We start from the raw sequence: 13,268 nt of genomic DNA, 5'->3' as shown, positions 1-13,268 counted from the left end.
GGCGGCTTGGAGGTTGAGGGAAACCCCCGGCCGGGATACTGGCTTTCGCAGATGCCTTCGTTGACGAAGGTAGTTCCGGTTCCTAGCGTGGTCAATCCTCGTCATCCCAACTCAAACAGCCATTCGTTTCGGAACGGTTTCTCCCTCATGACCGCACCTCGTGTCCTGGTTCTGGACGACGATCCCCTGCCCCGCCTCGACCGGCTCGCCGGCCGCGCCGACGTGCTGCACAGCAACGCGAAAACGCTGGCCAGCCGCCTGCCCGAGGCCGATGTCCTGCTGGTCTGGGACTTCACGTCCGACGCCGTCAGACACGCCTGGCCCGGCCCCGGCGCCCGCCCCCGCTGGGTGCACACCGCCAGCGCTGGGGTCGACCGGCTGCTCTTTCCCGAGCTGCTCGCCTCCGACACCGTGATCACCAACGCCCGTGGCGTCTTCGACCGGCCGATCGCCGAATACGTGGCGGGGCTCGTGTTGGCGCTGGCAAAGGATTTTCGGGGCACCTGGGCGGCGCAACAGGAGCACCGCTGGGTACACCGGGAGACCGCAAAGGTCTATGGAAGCAACGCCGTGATCGTCGGCTCGGGGCCGATCGGCCGGCGGATCGGCGCCATGCTCCAGTCCCTCGGCGTCGCCGTCGAGCTGGTGGGGCGCCGGGCCAGGGAACGGGACCCGGCCTTCGGTCGGGTCCACTCCGCCGACTCACTCCCCGAACTTCTGCCCGAGACGGACTGGGTGGTCTGCGCGGCCCCCCTCACGCCGCAGACCACCGGGATGTTCGACGCGGAGACCCTCGCCCTGCTGCGGCCGAGCGCCCGACTGATCAACATCGGCCGGGGCGCCCACGTGGTCACCGACGACCTGGCCGACGCGCTGCGCGCCGGCCGGCTGGGCGGTGCGGCGCTCGACGTCCTGCCGGACGAGCCGCTCCCGCCGGACAGCCCGCTGTGGGACGTCCCCAACCTGCTGATCTCGCCCCACATGAGCGGCGACACCTTCGGCTGGCGGGACGACCTCGCGGACCAGTTCCTGGACAACTTCGATCGCTGGCACGCCGACCGCCCCCTGTTCAGCGTCGTGGACAAGCAGCTCGGCTACGTTCCATCGGAGGACACATGACAGATCTGGCCACGCTGACCGCCGCCGAGCTGGCCGCCGCCTACGCGGCGCGCGCGGCCTCGCCCTCGGAGGCGGTCGCGGCGGTGCTGCGACGCGCCGAGGTGGCGCGCGAGACGTTGAACGCCTTCGTGCTGATCGATCACGAGGGCGCGACCGAACAGGCGAGGGCGGCCACCGAACGCTGGCGCCGGGGCGAGCCCCTGAGCCCGGTGGACGGGGTGCCGGCGACCGTCAAGGACATCCTGTTGCAGCGCGGTCACCCGACGCGCCGCGGCTCGGCCGCCGTGCCGGCCGGCGAGAGCTGGCCGGAGGACGCGCCCTCGGTGGCCCGGCTCCGCGAGGCGGGCGCGGTCCTGGTGGGCAAGACCACCACCCCCGAGTACGGCTGGAAGGGCGTCACCGACTCCCCGCTGCACGGCGCGACCGGCAACCCGTACGACCCGGCGCGCACCTCCGGCGGGTCGAGCGGGGGGAGCGCCGCGGCGGTCGCGCTGGGCGCCGGGCCGTTCAGCCTGGGCACCGACGGGGGTGGCTCGGTCCGCATCCCGGCCGCGTTCTGCGGGATCTTCGCGCTCAAGCCGACCTACGGCCGGGTGCCGCTCTACCCGGCGAGCGCGTTCGGCACGCTGGCCCATGTCGGGCCGATGACCAGGGACGCGGCGGACGCGGCGCTGCTGCTCGACGTGATCAGCCGGTCCGACTCCCGGGACTGGTCGCAACTCGCGCCGCCCAGCAGCCCGTTCACCGCGGCGCTGGTGGGCGGCGCGGCCCGGGTGCGGGGCCTGCGGATCGCCTACTCGCCGCGGCTGCGCGAGGTGCGGGTCGACCGCGAGGTCGCGGACGCGGTGGACCGGGCGGTGGACCGGCTGGCCGGGTTGGGCGCCGAGGTGACGCTGGTGGACCCGCCGCTGCCGTCCTTCGACGAGATGCGCGAGGCGTTCCACGTGCTGTGGTTCAGCGGTGCGGCGCGGGTCACCGAGTTCTTCGACGAGCGGCAGGTGGCCGCGCTGGACCCGGGGCTGGCGGAGGTCCGTGCGCAGGGCGCCAGGTACAGCGCGCTGGACTATCTGGCCGCGGTGGATGTGCGCATGGCGATGGGGCGGGCGATGGGCGCCTTCCACGAGGCGTACGACCTGCTGGTGACGCCGACGCTGCCGATCACCGCCTTCGCCACGGGCGTCGAGGTGCCACCGGGGTCGGGGCAGCGGCGTTGGACGGAGTGGACGCCGTTCACCTATCCGTTCAACCTGACCCAGCAGCCCGCCGCCTCGCTGCCCTGCGGGCGGGACGCGGCGGGGCTGCCGATCGGGCTCCAACTGGTCGCGCCACGGCACGGCGACGCGACCGTGCTACGGGTGGCGCACGCGCTCTACGAGGCGGGGGTGGCCGGGGTGCCCGAGCCGCCGCTGCCGCCGGCGGCGCCGCCCGTCACGCGCGGCGGAAGCTGAGTGTCTCGCCCAACGCGCCGGCGCGCCACAGGTCCTGGCAGGCGTCCGCCATCCGGTCCAGGCCGTCCACCACGGCGCCCCAGACGATGCCGGGCACCCAGCCGGCGTCGCCGTTGATCAGCAGGTTGTTCCGCTCGTAGAAGAGCGCGAGGTCGACCACCGTGGCCTTGCCCTGGTGCTTGGCATGCTGCTCGTAGCCGTAGGAGCTGGTGGCCAACTGGGTGTCGGAGAAGGTGAAGTAACACAGGTCGCCGGGGATGGGGGTGATCGTCGGGTTCTCCAGCGGCGGCTCCTGCGGGGCGAACGGGGGCACCAGAGCGTAGATCTCGTTGCGCGCGTACTTGGCGTGGTAGACGTCCCCGCCCAGGGGAAGGGCGTTCCAGACGGCGTCACAGGTGAGCGGCGCCTTGTCGGTCAACAGCTTGGCGGTAGCGCTGACGCCTCGTTTGTCCAGCGAGACGGTGATGAAGCGCTCGGTCTCACGCGTGTGGTCGGACATCGCAGCTGCCTCCTCGGTCGTGCACGGCACTGTCGGGGGCATCGTCGCACGCGCCCCCCGCCGGGGAGGTTTCCCAGAGAACGCGGGCAGATGTCCGAAAACGGCACCGGGCAGTCGATCCGCCGCCCCGCCGGCGGCGCGCCAACGGCCGGCGCCGCGGCCCCACCAGTACGCGCGGATCAATCAGTTCTCGAACGCCGGAGGCCGTGGCGGGAATTGAACCCGCGTAACTCGCTTTGCAGGTCTGCGTGGGACGGGAGGCGGCCGTTCGGGCGCGTCCAGGGTGGTGCGCGACATGGGCCCTGACTCAGCGGCGGACGTTGCCCGGACCTGGGCGGACGTACGCGAATGAGACGGAAAGTGAGACGGGCGCGCAGTCGGCTCGCCGGGCGCCTACCGAGTCGCAGCTGGCCGGAGAGCGCCAGGAAGGCCTGATCCCGGCCCTTCACCACCCGCCCCGTCCAGCGCTACTGCCTCTCGTTGGGAACCAGGGGCGGCGAGGAGGTTGGTGGGGGACGTGCGGGCTACGACAGGGCCCCTGCGGTGGGGCGGTGTCTGTGGTCGTGGCCGTTGCTGTACTTTGCTGCATTCAGCGCTGACGCTGCGCCTCGCCGGATCGCGAGGATTGTTACTCCACCTGGCACCCTCGGGGTCAGCACCGACAAGACACATAAGTCCGTGGCCGACCTGACTCTGCCTACGGCCCCCCTACACGCAACAGCGACGGTCCGGAAATTAACTTTCAGCCACTAGCAACCCGCTGACTACACGTTAATCTTCCGGTATCCTACTCACACCCCTGCCAACTTCAGGAAGGACGCGATATGTCGACTGCGGCAACTAATTTTTCGCGATCTACCAATGTGCAATCCATCGGATGGTTCCTGGATCTTCATTCCTCTGGGCGGCTAGATCTAGACCCACCGTATCAGCGGCGAAGCGTCTGGAATCTCCAATACAAGCAATTCTTCATCGATTCCTTGATTCGAAATTACCCCGCACCGACCATCTTCCTGCAGGTCGATGTTTCGGTTGATCGCCCCATGATCTACCGGGTAATTGACGGTAAGCAGCGCCTCAGTGCCCTTTTCGAATTTCAGCGAGACGAGTTCACAACCCCGGATGGACTCAACGACCTAGACCTAGGAGATAAATACTTCTCCGAACTCCCAGAGGAAGTCAAGCTGGAGCTATTGGAGTACGTTTTCACAGTCGAAAACATCAAGAAGGCATCGACGGCAGAATTGAATAATGCCTTCGATAGGCTCAATCGAAATGTCGGCCGCTTGAATAAGCAGGAACTGAGGCACGCAAAGTTTGATGGCGCCTTCATCCGCAAGGTTGAAGAGTTGGCGGAGCACCCCTTCTGGGCAGAAATTGGCCTGGTGACCCCCGCGAGGGTTCGACGAATGCAGGATGTCGAGTATGTTTCGGAGCTATACATCGTCTCTCTTGACGGCATCCAGGAAGGCAAGGACTACCTTGACGACTTCTACGCTAATTACGATAAGGAAATCCCCGGGAAAGTTGCCGCAGATGAGCGCTTTATTGCAGTTCAGGACTACTTGAAGAAGGTACACCAAGCCACTCCCCTGAAAGGAAGTCGTTTCTCCAATGTGGCCGACTTCTATTCATTGTGGGCTGCAGTAACAAGCCTGCACGAAAGCGGCCTACTGCCTGAGGTAGAGGACTCGGGGGAAAGGCTTAATAATTTCTCGGCCGAACTAGCGGATCAGGAAACCCCTAGGGCAAGGAGGTACCGTATCGCCGCCCTGCAGGGATCGAACAAGAAGTCCAATAGGGAGCTGCGCTCTGCGCTGCTGCGTGACGTCTTGCTGGGGAGCTAATGCGACCCATCGTGCCTGCTTCCTTCCGAGGCGCATACAGCGAAGTAGTGCAAGAGCTGGAATCTGGAGCGGAATGGCTCAGGGCACGCCTTCGGGCGGACCTTCACGATCTCCACCCCGTTACGATCCAAGTTCGCACGAAATCCACTGAATCCGTATTCGCTAAACTGCAAAAAGGGGACTATGGAGACCTCTGGGAAATTGAAGACCTAATCGCCGCCCGTGCCGTACTTTTGCATCCGACTGACATAAAGGCCGCGATTGACCGCGTCCGCCTCATGCTCCAGTTTCTGGATGCGAAGAATATCGACGCCGGGAGACCAAGCGACTTTCGCTACCAGCAGCCGCATCTCATTTCGATGTTCCCCTCGGATTACATTGAGCGGCACCCCGAAGTCTCTAGGGTGAAATTAGAGATTCAGTTCACGACCTACATTCAGCATGCTCTCCAAGAATCCACTCATGACGTGATCTACAAGGGTGAACGCTTTTCCTGGAGGGAAGCACGGCTGGACGGACGACTTCGCGGCCTTCTTGAAATTGTAGATGACGTGTTGGCAAACATCTCCAATATGGCGCAAGTGGATTCCGATCCATCCTACGAGATCTTTGACAAGAGAAATGAAATCATCGACGCGGCCCGGAGCATCTGGCGTCAAGATCAGCTACCGTCAGACATGAGACGTTTCGCAATCACCGTCGAAGGGCTACTATCCGCCTCCGGAGTCTCGATCCGAGAGTTTATCGAACTTTGTGGTCGACATTGCGACCTCATTGAAGCTTTGTCCCTGAGTCCAGTAGACAAGACCGTCGGGGTGTTGCTGCGTGAAAGATACGATCAGCTGTTACGCGGTATCAAGAAGCGCAGGATCTTGATTTCTAGTGAGCTGGAAGATTTGGTGCCCGAAGCTCGCAGGTGGCCGAAAGAGAAACGAGTCGTTCTTTGGTGAGATCGAAGGCAGTCGTCATCATGGGAGTGTCAGTGGAGCGAGCTTGGGCGGCGTCCTGTCGGGCGGAGCCCTGCCCAGTTAATGCGACCGATGTCCCCTGGTCGTGTCCGAGGCGGGTCCCGAGTCCGGCAGGTGCATAAAGCCGTCGAACCGTCCCATCCACGACGGCGCCCAAGATTGCACTCCCGATGGCTGATGGCTGGTTGTCGATGCGCGCGGTCGGCAGGCCTGGGCCGAGGCGGGGGCAGCGATAGCAGCGGCGGCCCCCGGGGGCCGCCGCTGCCGTGTGTGCCGCGGTTGTGCGGCGCCTTGGTGTCGTGGAGAACTTCGTTACTCGTGATGCCGGGGGTCGCTGGTAATGCTGCGGGCCGTCTCGACTTCGGCTTCGAGGTCGGTGAAGGTGAATGCGTCCAGGGTCACGACGAGTTGGCTCGCGATGACCCACTGGATCTGGGGGTCTCCGAAGGGGATGCCGGCAGCGTCGACGAGGACGGGGCCGAGGGGGCCGGGTTGGTACAGGGCGCCGAAGACGCCGGCCAGGGTTCCGGTCTGGACGCGGAGGGCGACGAAGTGGCGCCGCAGGTGCGGGCAGCTTCGGACGGACAGGGTCGCGCAGGGGAGGCAGACCGGCGGGTGCATGGTCTCCATTCCCTGGGGCCAGGACCCGGGGTTGTCGGGGTCGTCGCCGAGCAGCCAGAGGATGCCGTCGTCGTTGTGGTCCGCGGGACCGCCGCAGACCTGGCAGCGCAGGTCGGCCATAGCAAGGCGTTGGCGGAGCGGGTGGATGCCCGCGAAGTCGGGCTTGCCCTTGCCCGGGGTTGAGGGGGCGCGCCGCCACAGGATGCCGCCGGCGTCGCGGTCGAAGTGGCGCTCGTCGGCATAGGCCAGCCGCCCGCGCCGGGTCACGACCTTCGGGGACGCCGAGTGTTCACCGGTCCACTGGGTGATGTAGGGAACGGTCCCCTTCGCAGCAGCAGCCGTCCGGCTTATCAGGGAGGCCCCTTCCTGGTGCGCGGGGCGCAGGGATGGGCCGGCGCTGTTCGTGGTCCCTGGAGTCTCGGGGCTGGCGGGTTTGGGCATGGCTGATCGACCTTCCGGGCGGGGCCGGCGCGGTGAACGCGGCGGCGGAGGTTCGAGAGGGTGTTGGTTCTTCGGGGGCGTCGAGCCGGACAGTGAGACCGGTGGGACAGCCGCCCGCGTGTTTCAGCTCAGTTGGGCGGCGGTACCGCCCTGCTGTAGATGGCTTCCGCGCGGTCGCCCGCGAAGCGGAGGACGGCGGCGGCCGCAACGCGTCCCGTGGTGTCGGTCGTGGTGCGGGTGATTTCCAGCAAGGCGATGCCGCCGCTGAGGTTCATCGCCTGGGCCTCTTCGGCCGTGGGCGGCCGTGCGGTGACGCGCTCGGTGACCTCGGCCAACTCAACGCCGGCCGCGACCAGAGCCTGGTGGAGGTCGTCGCCCCACGGGCTCGGAGCGGTGCCGGCGATGAGATCGGCCTCGATGTCGGGATGGACGTAGGCACGCACGAGGATGTGGGGCGCGTGGTCCAGGACGCGGGTGGTGTAGCGGTGTTCGGTCAGGACGGTGGCGACGGGGACGGCCAGCAGGGCCGACAGTTGGTGGTCCGCGGTGGTCCGATGCGTGGTGTGCTGGGTGAGGTGCTCGGGGGTGGGCTGCCAGTCGGCCCAGGTGTGCCGGTCGTCCCGGTACTGGGTGCGGGGGCGGGGCGCCCGGACGAAGGTGCCCTTGCCGTGCTGCTTGTCCACCAGCCCTTCCATCTCCAGCAGGGCCATCGCCTGACGGACGGTCGGAACGCCGACGCCGTAGCGCGTGCTGAGTTGGTGCTCAGAGGGAAGGCGGTCGCCCGGGGAGAGTTGTCTCTCGGTGATCTGTTGGCGCAGGTCGTGGGCGATGCGCTGGTACTGGACGACGCGCAACATGTTCACCGCCTCCGCAGCGGGGCGACCGGCCGCCGCCCCGAGGAGGGAACGGGCACGGGGCGCACGCCGCTGAACCAGGTGCGGGGCGTCATGGTGAGGATCTCGCCGCTCTCGAAGATCACGAGCTTGTAGCCGGCCCGGGGCGTGTGCAGGTCGGACACCCGGAGCTGCTGGCCGCCGATGGTGACGACGTCCCGGCGGCGCACCGTGGTGACGGTGAGGATGACGGGGGTGAGCGCTTCGTCGGTCATCGGCGTCCCTCCGGCGTGCCGCTCAGCGAGGTCGAGGCGGAGGCCGGGCGCTGGTTGAGGGGCACCAACTCCTCGCGCTGCACACAAGGCGGGCAGGCGTGGAGTCCCCAGCCGGCGCCGGTCTCGCCGCCGATGATGTCGATGAGTTCGAGTTCCTCGGTGGTGGCGTCGCACCAGTGGCAGTACCGGTCGGCGGCGTTCACGGGCGCCCTCCGGTGCGGTGACGGCCGGTGGGCGGCAGGAAGAGCTGTACCACCCGGGCGGTGGCACGGTGGATCAGGTCGAGCACGTCATCAGCTCCCTGTGGCTGGTGGCCGCGCCCCCGGGCGGTGTCTGGCCGCCGCGGGGGTCTGGCCGTGGTGGACGTGGGTCCAGGCCGTTCGTTTCTCCGCGTCACCCGTCAGCCCGAACCGGTCGCCCAGGTCGAGGGCGGCCAGCAGCAGGCGCCAGCGTTCCGTGCTGACCGGCTCCGCCACGTCCGTCTCGATGCGGATGTGGGTGGGGTGGTGGGTGAGCCGGGGTGTGAATCCCGCAGCGGTGAGGCGCGCTGCGATGTCCTGCGCACGGGAAACAGGTGCGGGCACGGCGAATCCTCCGTCGCTGCGGAATCACTGACGGTGAAGCTAGTTAACTAGATTAGAGCTAGTGGACTAGATTTGGCTACATGCCTGAGCAGCCGCCTTATCTCCGCATCGCTGACGCGCTCCGGCAGCGCATCGCCAGCGGGGAATGGTCACCCGGGGACCGACTGCCCTCCCGTGCCCGGTTCGCCGAGGACTACGGCGTAGGGGACAACGTGGTCCGCCGGGCGCAGGAACACCTGATCTCACAGGGACTGTTGGAAGGCCGGGCCGGCTCAGGCACGTATGTCGCCGAGCCACGGGAACGGGTCCGGATGGTCCGCAGCCTGGTGCGGGAGAAGCGCGGCGGGTCGCCGTTCCGCGCGGACATGTCCGCGCTCGGCCGCGCCGGCAGCTGGGAACACCGCACCGAGGCCAAGGTGCCGGCACCCGAGGGGATCGCCCGACGACTGGGCATCAAGCCGGGCGAGCTGTGCGTACGCACGTCGTACGAATTCCTCGGCGACGGCAAGCCCGTTCAGCTGTCGACGAGTTGGGAACCCTACGAGCTGACGGGCGGGACGCTGATCGTCCTCCCCGAGGGCGGGCCGCACGCCGGCAAGGGTGTGGTGGACCGGATGGCCGCCATCGACATCACCGTCAGCCACGCCATCGAACAGCCGGAGCCCCGCGCCGCCACCACCGAGGAGGCCCACCTCCTCGGCGTGCAGCGCGGCGCGCTGGTGACGGCGATCCAGCGGACCTACTACGCCGAGGACGGCCGCCCGGTGGAGACGGCCGACATCGTGGTGCCGGCCGCCCACTGCGAGATCGTCTACGAGATCCCGATCAACCGCCCATAGCCGGGAACCGCCAGCCGCTCAGCGCTTCCAACGCCCGGACGCGGGCTTCGGCGATAGCGGCACGGGTGCCGCGCTCGCCCTTGTCGGTGTGGGCGGGCAGGGCGGTGACCTGACCGGGCCACTTGCGGTAGTACAACCCGAACTCCCGGGTGAACCAGCCGCGGCTCACGGTGTTCAGAGCCAGCAGCAGTCCGGTGTCCTCAGACGCCGGCAACGCCATCCACCCGCCGAGCGCCACCACCAGGTCGGTCCTGGCGCACATCGAGGCCGGCATGACCTGCGGGCGGTAGTCGTTGGCCTGCCAGTGCCGGAACACGGCGCCGCGCTCTATCGGCCCGTCCTCCGGGTCCAGGTCAAAACCCTTTGTGGTCCCGTCCGGCAGCAGATCCAGGGCCCGAGAAGTGGTCCAGCCGACGTCCGGGTGCGTAGTGAGCACGGCCAGGTCGCGGGCCAGGGCGCCCGGGGTCAGTATGTCGTCGGAGTCCAGCACCTTGAGATAGGCGCCCTCCGCCCGGGCCATGCCCATCGTGCGCGCCACGCCAGGACCACCCGGACGGCCCTGCCCGAAGCTGATGCGGGGATCGTCGGGGATGGCCTGGGTGACGATGTCGGTCGCGCCGTCCTCCTGGATGACCCACTGCCAGTCCCAGCCCGCGGGGAGTTCCTGGGAGCGGAGGGACTCGTACGCCTCCACCAGGAACGGCGCGCTGGGCGCGTGGACGGCCGTGATGACGGTGACAAGCTGCGGATTCGTGGTCATCACCAGCGCTCCAGGGGGGTCACGAACTTCAGTTGGGTTCGGTCGCCGGGCAGGGTGATGTTCGACAGCTCCACCACACGGCCCTCGACGTCGACGCACTTCTTGCGGAGGTGGATGACGGCCATGCCGGGGGCCATGCCGAGTTCCCGCGCCTCGTCCTGGGTCGGCGGCCGGGCCGCGATGATCTCCTCAACGATCTGGTCCAACTCGATGCCCACGGTGTGCAGCTGGTTGTGGGTCCCGCCGGGCCAGGGCTCCTTCGTCTCGTCCAGCAGGTCCGGGTTGGCGGCCACCAGGTCGCGCACCAGGTAGGAGTGGGTGAGGTTGAACGGGGCCGGCTCGACGGCGTACCGGGTCCGGTAGACCCGCTCCACCAGGGCCGTGCCGACCGGGACATCGAAGAGTTCGGCCAACTCCTCGTCGGCCTCGATCTCGTGGTACCGGGCGCTGAAGACCAGGTCGTTGACGGTCAGGCCGGTGTCGTGCTCGGTCACCCCGGTCTGCGCGCGCACCTCCTCCAGTTCGCGGGCGCGGCTCTTCTCCCACTGGTGGCGCTCGTTCGTCCGCAGGACAGCGCGGCGGGGGACCCGGACGAAGGTGCCCTTCCCGTGGCGCTTGTCGATCAGACCTTCGGTCTGTAGCTCGGCCAGGGCCTGCCGGATGGTGGGCACGCCCTTGTCGTAGGTGCGCCGCAACTCCTCCTCGGAGGGCAGGCGGTCGCCTGGCTGCCAGGTGCCGTCCTCGATCTGTCGCCGCAGGTCATCGGCGATCTCTTCGTACGCCTTGGGCATGTCGTGCTCACCCCTCGTCCGCTCGGACAGACCGAAATTCGCAACAGTTGTTGCGAACCTTCTCCGCGACTCACCTTAACAACTCCTCTAGAGGACTTGACCTCTCCCTGATTGGCCGTCATAGTCGTCTCATCAACTCCTCAAGAGGAGTTGATGACTTGAGGTCTTGATGACGTCAAGTGGCCGACTTCGGCGTCCTTCCCGCACCCATCAGGGGGTTTCTCATGCGCATCGCCATCGGTGACGTGGTCCGGGTCCGCAGTGACCAGGTGCTCGGCACGGTCGTCTCCGTCACCAACACCGGCAGTGGGGCCGTGCTCCACCTGCACACGAACGGACAGGGCTCGCGCATGGTCAGCCCGCGTGCCGTCGAGCACGTGGCGCGCGGTCGGGAGCCGATGGGCACCGGCCGGGCCGTCGTAACGCTGGTCCTGATCGTGATCGCCGTGGTGATCGGCGTCGTCAACGGCAGCAAGATCCACGGTCTCGGCGCCGAGCCGCTGATGTCGGTCTTCGTCGCGGTGGCCACGTTCGTCGCCATCGGCGGCTTCCTCGTGAACCTGGTCAACCGGCCCCGAGCCGTGCGGGTCTGACGCCGCCGGCGCCAGACTCCGCCGCCCGCCCGGTGGGACTCCCCGCCAAGGTCGCCCGCCGGATCGCGCACCTTCCCCTCCTCCACAGAGACACAGGAGAAGTCCCATGACTCCCTACCGCGACGTCGCGGTGGACGACCTGGCCTACGCGGACTGGCCGGTCGGTATCGACCTGGACCTGTTCCGGGGCCCGCTGGACCACGAGAGCGACGAGGAGCAGGCGGTGCGCCTGGTCGCCGCCGCCGACATCCTCACCGAGCTGCACCACGCCGGCCTGGACGACGAGATCACCGCCCTGGACGCGCGCTACGCCGAGGCCCTGACCCGCACGGTGCCTCTTCGCTCCCGCCCCCGGGCCCGGACGCGGCGAGGTGCGGTGGCATGAGCAACGCCCCCGCCTACACCGCACTGCTGGCCTTCCGCTCGTGTGGGACGCTGCGGCCGGCGCCGTTCTGGAACCTCACCGTGGCCGTCTGCCCCGGCCGGGTCTCCGAGTGGCCGTCGCACGCCTGGCCGGCCGACACGGAGATCCCGAGCCTGGCGGACCGCGAACACGCCCTCGCCGCGCTGGGCTTCACCATCACGCGCGGCGAAGAGTGGCGCTGGACCGAGGACGTCTGCACGTACCACGGGGACCAGTTGACCCACGTCACCCTGCTTGCAGCCGTCACCGTTCAGCCGCTCGGTGGTGGTGCCGGATGACCACCAAGCCGCTGAGCAGGGGTGAACGCTGGCTTCTCGGCGCCACCTCGGCCGGTGCCGTGGCCGTGGGCGGACTCGGGCTGGCGTCCTCGTTCGAGGCCGTGTCGGCCGCCGCCGCGCGCTGGGGGTTCGACGCCCCGTGGATGCTGCCGGCCGGCATCGACCTCGCCATCCCCGTCTTCACCGTGGCCCACCTGCTGCTGGTCCGGATGAACATGGCGCTGGCCTGGGTCCGTGCCGTGCCGTGGGCGCTGACCGGGGTGACGTGCTGGTTGAACGTCGCGGCCGGCGACACGTTGCCGGCGCGCGTCGCGCACGGCGTGATGCCGCTGCTGTGGGTGGTGCTCTCCGAGATCGGCGCCCACGCCTACGCCGTGCGCATCGGCGCCGCCACCGGCACCCGGATGGAACGGGTGCGCCGGTCGCGGTGGCTGCTGGCCCCGTTCGCCACCCTCGCCCTGTGGCGCCGGATGGTGCTCTGGGAGACCACCAGCTACCGCGAGGCCCTGGCCCGCGAACGGCAACGACAGCTGGTCCGAGCCGAGTTGCGAGAGCGGTACGGACGCGCCTGGCGCCGCCGGGCCCCGCTCCGCACCCGGGTCCTGCTGCGGCTCGGCGAGCTGACCCCGGACGGGCCGGCCGCCGGCCAGGACGATCCGGCCGATCCCGAGCCGCCCGCCGGCAAGCCCTCCCGCTCCCCCGCCGAACTCCTGGCCCAGGCCCGGGAGATGACCCGGGACTGGCCCAACGAGCAACTCACCGCCCAGGCCATCCGCAAGGCGGTCCGCACCTCGCAACGCAACGGGCGCCTGCTGCGGGACGCGCTCCGGGCCGAACGCCAGGCCAGCCTTCCCGCCCCCGCCTAGGAACCGCGCCGGCCGGGACCCGCCCGTCCGACCACGCCACGGTCGGGGCCCCGGCCACCCTCACCCACCCGCAAGGCCACAG

The 13,268-nt window shown here is 68.4% G+C and carries 17 protein-coding genes; 9 read left to right on the top strand and 8 right to left on the bottom strand.

Translation table 11 applies throughout. The annotated features are described in order from the left end of the window. The first annotated feature begins 147 nt into the window (after nucleotides 1-147). Both RM844_RS04660 and RM844_RS04655 read left to right on the top strand, forming a co-directional pair. Nucleotides 148-1,119 carry a D-2-hydroxyacid dehydrogenase gene (locus RM844_RS04660; protein ID WP_311665021.1) on the top strand — a complete coding sequence of 324 codons (972 nt, stop codon included), beginning with the start codon at nucleotides 148-150 and terminating at the stop codon, nucleotides 1,117-1,119. Next, nucleotides 1,116-2,567 (top strand): amidase, encoded by a 1,452-nt coding sequence (locus RM844_RS04655; protein WP_311665019.1) that lies wholly within the window; start codon nucleotides 1,116-1,118, stop codon nucleotides 2,565-2,567. Before RM844_RS04660 ends, RM844_RS04655 begins: the two co-directional genes overlap by 4 nt. Here RM844_RS04655 and RM844_RS04650 read toward each other — a convergent pair. Continuing rightward, nucleotides 2,548-3,066, bottom strand: a complete 519-nt coding sequence (locus RM844_RS04650; RefSeq protein ID WP_311665017.1) for a DUF3830 family protein — start codon at nucleotides 3,064-3,066, stop codon at nucleotides 2,548-2,550. The genes RM844_RS04655 and RM844_RS04650 overlap by 20 nt on opposite strands. An 824-nt stretch (nucleotides 3,067-3,890) precedes the next feature. Here RM844_RS04650 and RM844_RS04645 point away from each other — a divergent pair. Further along, entirely contained in the window at nucleotides 3,891-4,913 is a 1,023-nt protein-coding gene (locus tag RM844_RS04645; RefSeq protein WP_311665015.1) for a DUF262 domain-containing protein, read from the top strand. Between the two features lie 47 nt (nucleotides 4,914-4,960). Further along, a complete protein-coding gene (locus RM844_RS04640) occupies nucleotides 4,961-5,863 on the top strand; it encodes a RelA/SpoT domain-containing protein (protein WP_311665013.1) in 903 nt (300 codons plus the stop codon). A 330-nt stretch (nucleotides 5,864-6,193) separates the two neighbouring features. On the opposite strand, the gene RM844_RS04635 is transcribed toward RM844_RS04640, so the two are convergent. From RM844_RS04635 to RM844_RS04615, 5 genes are all read right to left on the bottom strand, one after another. Next, nucleotides 6,194-6,769: a hypothetical protein gene (locus tag RM844_RS04635; RefSeq protein WP_311665011.1), complete on the bottom strand. Its 576-nt coding sequence runs from the start codon at nucleotides 6,767-6,769 to the stop codon at nucleotides 6,194-6,196. Between the two features lie 302 nt (nucleotides 6,770-7,071). Further along, nucleotides 7,072-7,800: a GntR family transcriptional regulator gene (locus tag RM844_RS04630; RefSeq protein WP_311665009.1), complete on the bottom strand. Its 729-nt coding sequence runs from the start codon at nucleotides 7,798-7,800 to the stop codon at nucleotides 7,072-7,074. Between the two features lie 2 nt (nucleotides 7,801-7,802). Further along, nucleotides 7,803-8,051: a hypothetical protein gene (locus RM844_RS04625; RefSeq protein WP_311665008.1), complete on the bottom strand. Its 249-nt coding sequence runs from the start codon at nucleotides 8,049-8,051 to the stop codon at nucleotides 7,803-7,805. Next, nucleotides 8,048-8,254 (bottom strand): hypothetical protein, encoded by a 207-nt coding sequence (locus RM844_RS04620; RefSeq protein ID WP_311665006.1) that lies wholly within the window; start codon nucleotides 8,252-8,254, stop codon nucleotides 8,048-8,050. The genes RM844_RS04625 and RM844_RS04620 overlap by 4 nt, the downstream gene beginning before the upstream one ends. 90 nt (nucleotides 8,255-8,344) lie before the next feature. Further along, entirely contained in the window at nucleotides 8,345-8,635 is a 291-nt protein-coding gene (locus tag RM844_RS04615) for a hypothetical protein (protein ID WP_311665004.1), read from the bottom strand. 80 nt (nucleotides 8,636-8,715) lie between these two features. On the opposite strand from RM844_RS04615, the gene RM844_RS04610 reads away from it, so the two are divergent. Continuing rightward, nucleotides 8,716-9,474, top strand: a complete 759-nt coding sequence (locus RM844_RS04610) for a GntR family transcriptional regulator (protein WP_311665003.1) — start codon at nucleotides 8,716-8,718, stop codon at nucleotides 9,472-9,474. On the opposite strand, the gene RM844_RS04605 is transcribed toward RM844_RS04610, so the two are convergent. Together RM844_RS04605 and RM844_RS04600 are read right to left on the bottom strand one after the other, a co-directional pair. Then, nucleotides 9,461-10,234 (bottom strand): glycosyltransferase family 2 protein, encoded by a 774-nt coding sequence (locus RM844_RS04605; protein ID WP_311665002.1) that lies wholly within the window; start codon nucleotides 10,232-10,234, stop codon nucleotides 9,461-9,463. The genes RM844_RS04610 and RM844_RS04605 overlap by 14 nt on opposite strands. Then, nucleotides 10,234-11,025 carry a GntR family transcriptional regulator gene (locus tag RM844_RS04600; protein ID WP_311665000.1) on the bottom strand — a complete coding sequence of 264 codons (792 nt, stop codon included), beginning with the start codon at nucleotides 11,023-11,025 and terminating at the stop codon, nucleotides 10,234-10,236. The genes RM844_RS04605 and RM844_RS04600 overlap by 1 nt, the downstream gene beginning before the upstream one ends. A 224-nt stretch (nucleotides 11,026-11,249) precedes the next feature. Here RM844_RS04600 and RM844_RS04595 point away from each other — a divergent pair, with 224 nt between their 5' ends. The 4 genes from RM844_RS04595 to RM844_RS04580 all read left to right on the top strand — a co-directional run bounded on the left by RM844_RS04595 (nucleotide 11,250) and on the right by RM844_RS04580 (nucleotide 13,186). Further along, nucleotides 11,250-11,618 (top strand): hypothetical protein, encoded by a 369-nt coding sequence (locus tag RM844_RS04595; protein ID WP_311664998.1) that lies wholly within the window; start codon nucleotides 11,250-11,252, stop codon nucleotides 11,616-11,618. Between the two features lie 106 nt (nucleotides 11,619-11,724). Then, nucleotides 11,725-12,003 (top strand): hypothetical protein, encoded by a 279-nt coding sequence (locus tag RM844_RS04590; RefSeq protein ID WP_311664996.1) that lies wholly within the window; start codon nucleotides 11,725-11,727, stop codon nucleotides 12,001-12,003. After that, nucleotides 12,000-12,320 carry a DUF6303 family protein gene (locus RM844_RS04585; protein ID WP_311664994.1) on the top strand — a complete coding sequence of 107 codons (321 nt, stop codon included), beginning with the start codon at nucleotides 12,000-12,002 and terminating at the stop codon, nucleotides 12,318-12,320. The genes RM844_RS04590 and RM844_RS04585 overlap by 4 nt, the downstream gene beginning before the upstream one ends. Beyond that, complete coding sequence (locus RM844_RS04580) at nucleotides 12,317-13,186, top strand: DUF2637 domain-containing protein (protein ID WP_311664992.1); 870 nt, start codon at nucleotides 12,317-12,319, stop codon at nucleotides 13,184-13,186. Before RM844_RS04585 ends, RM844_RS04580 begins: the two co-directional genes overlap by 4 nt. The last annotated feature ends 82 nt before the right edge of the window (nucleotides 13,187-13,268 follow it).

Source organism: Streptomyces chisholmiae (assembly GCF_031845445.1).
Taxonomy (GTDB): domain Bacteria; phylum Actinomycetota; class Actinomycetes; order Streptomycetales; family Streptomycetaceae; genus Streptomyces; species Streptomyces chisholmiae.
This window is presented reverse-complemented; position numbering and strand designations above follow the sequence as displayed.

Bases quoted from the DNA above. Each gene is read 5' to 3' on its own strand.
- RM844_RS04595 (WP_311664998.1), top strand. From the start codon at position 11,250: ATGCGCATCGCCATCGGTGACGTGGTCCGGGTCCGCAGTGACCAGGTG.
- RM844_RS04605 (WP_311665002.1), bottom strand. From the start codon at position 10,234: ATGACCACGAATCCGCAGCTTGTCACCGTCATCACGGCCGTCCACGCG.
- RM844_RS04645 (WP_311665015.1), top strand. From the start codon at position 3,891: ATGTCGACTGCGGCAACTAATTTTTCGCGATCTACCAATGTGCAATCC.
- RM844_RS04655 (WP_311665019.1), top strand. From the start codon at position 1,116: ATGACAGATCTGGCCACGCTGACCGCCGCCGAGCTGGCCGCCGCCTAC.
- RM844_RS04590 (WP_311664996.1), top strand. From the start codon at position 11,725: ATGACTCCCTACCGCGACGTCGCGGTGGACGACCTGGCCTACGCGGAC.
- RM844_RS04625 (WP_311665008.1), bottom strand. From the start codon at position 8,051: ATGACCGACGAAGCGCTCACCCCCGTCATCCTCACCGTCACCACGGTG.
- RM844_RS04630 (WP_311665009.1), bottom strand. From the start codon at position 7,800: ATGTTGCGCGTCGTCCAGTACCAGCGCATCGCCCACGACCTGCGCCAA.
- RM844_RS04600 (WP_311665000.1), bottom strand. From the start codon at position 11,025: ATGCCCAAGGCGTACGAAGAGATCGCCGATGACCTGCGGCGACAGATC.
- RM844_RS04585 (WP_311664994.1), top strand. From the start codon at position 12,000: ATGAGCAACGCCCCCGCCTACACCGCACTGCTGGCCTTCCGCTCGTGT.
- RM844_RS04580 (WP_311664992.1), top strand. From the start codon at position 12,317: ATGACCACCAAGCCGCTGAGCAGGGGTGAACGCTGGCTTCTCGGCGCC.
- RM844_RS04650 (WP_311665017.1), bottom strand. From the start codon at position 3,066: ATGTCCGACCACACGCGTGAGACCGAGCGCTTCATCACCGTCTCGCTG.
- RM844_RS04660 (WP_311665021.1), top strand. From the start codon at position 148: ATGACCGCACCTCGTGTCCTGGTTCTGGACGACGATCCCCTGCCCCGC.
- RM844_RS04610 (WP_311665003.1), top strand. From the start codon at position 8,716: ATGCCTGAGCAGCCGCCTTATCTCCGCATCGCTGACGCGCTCCGGCAG.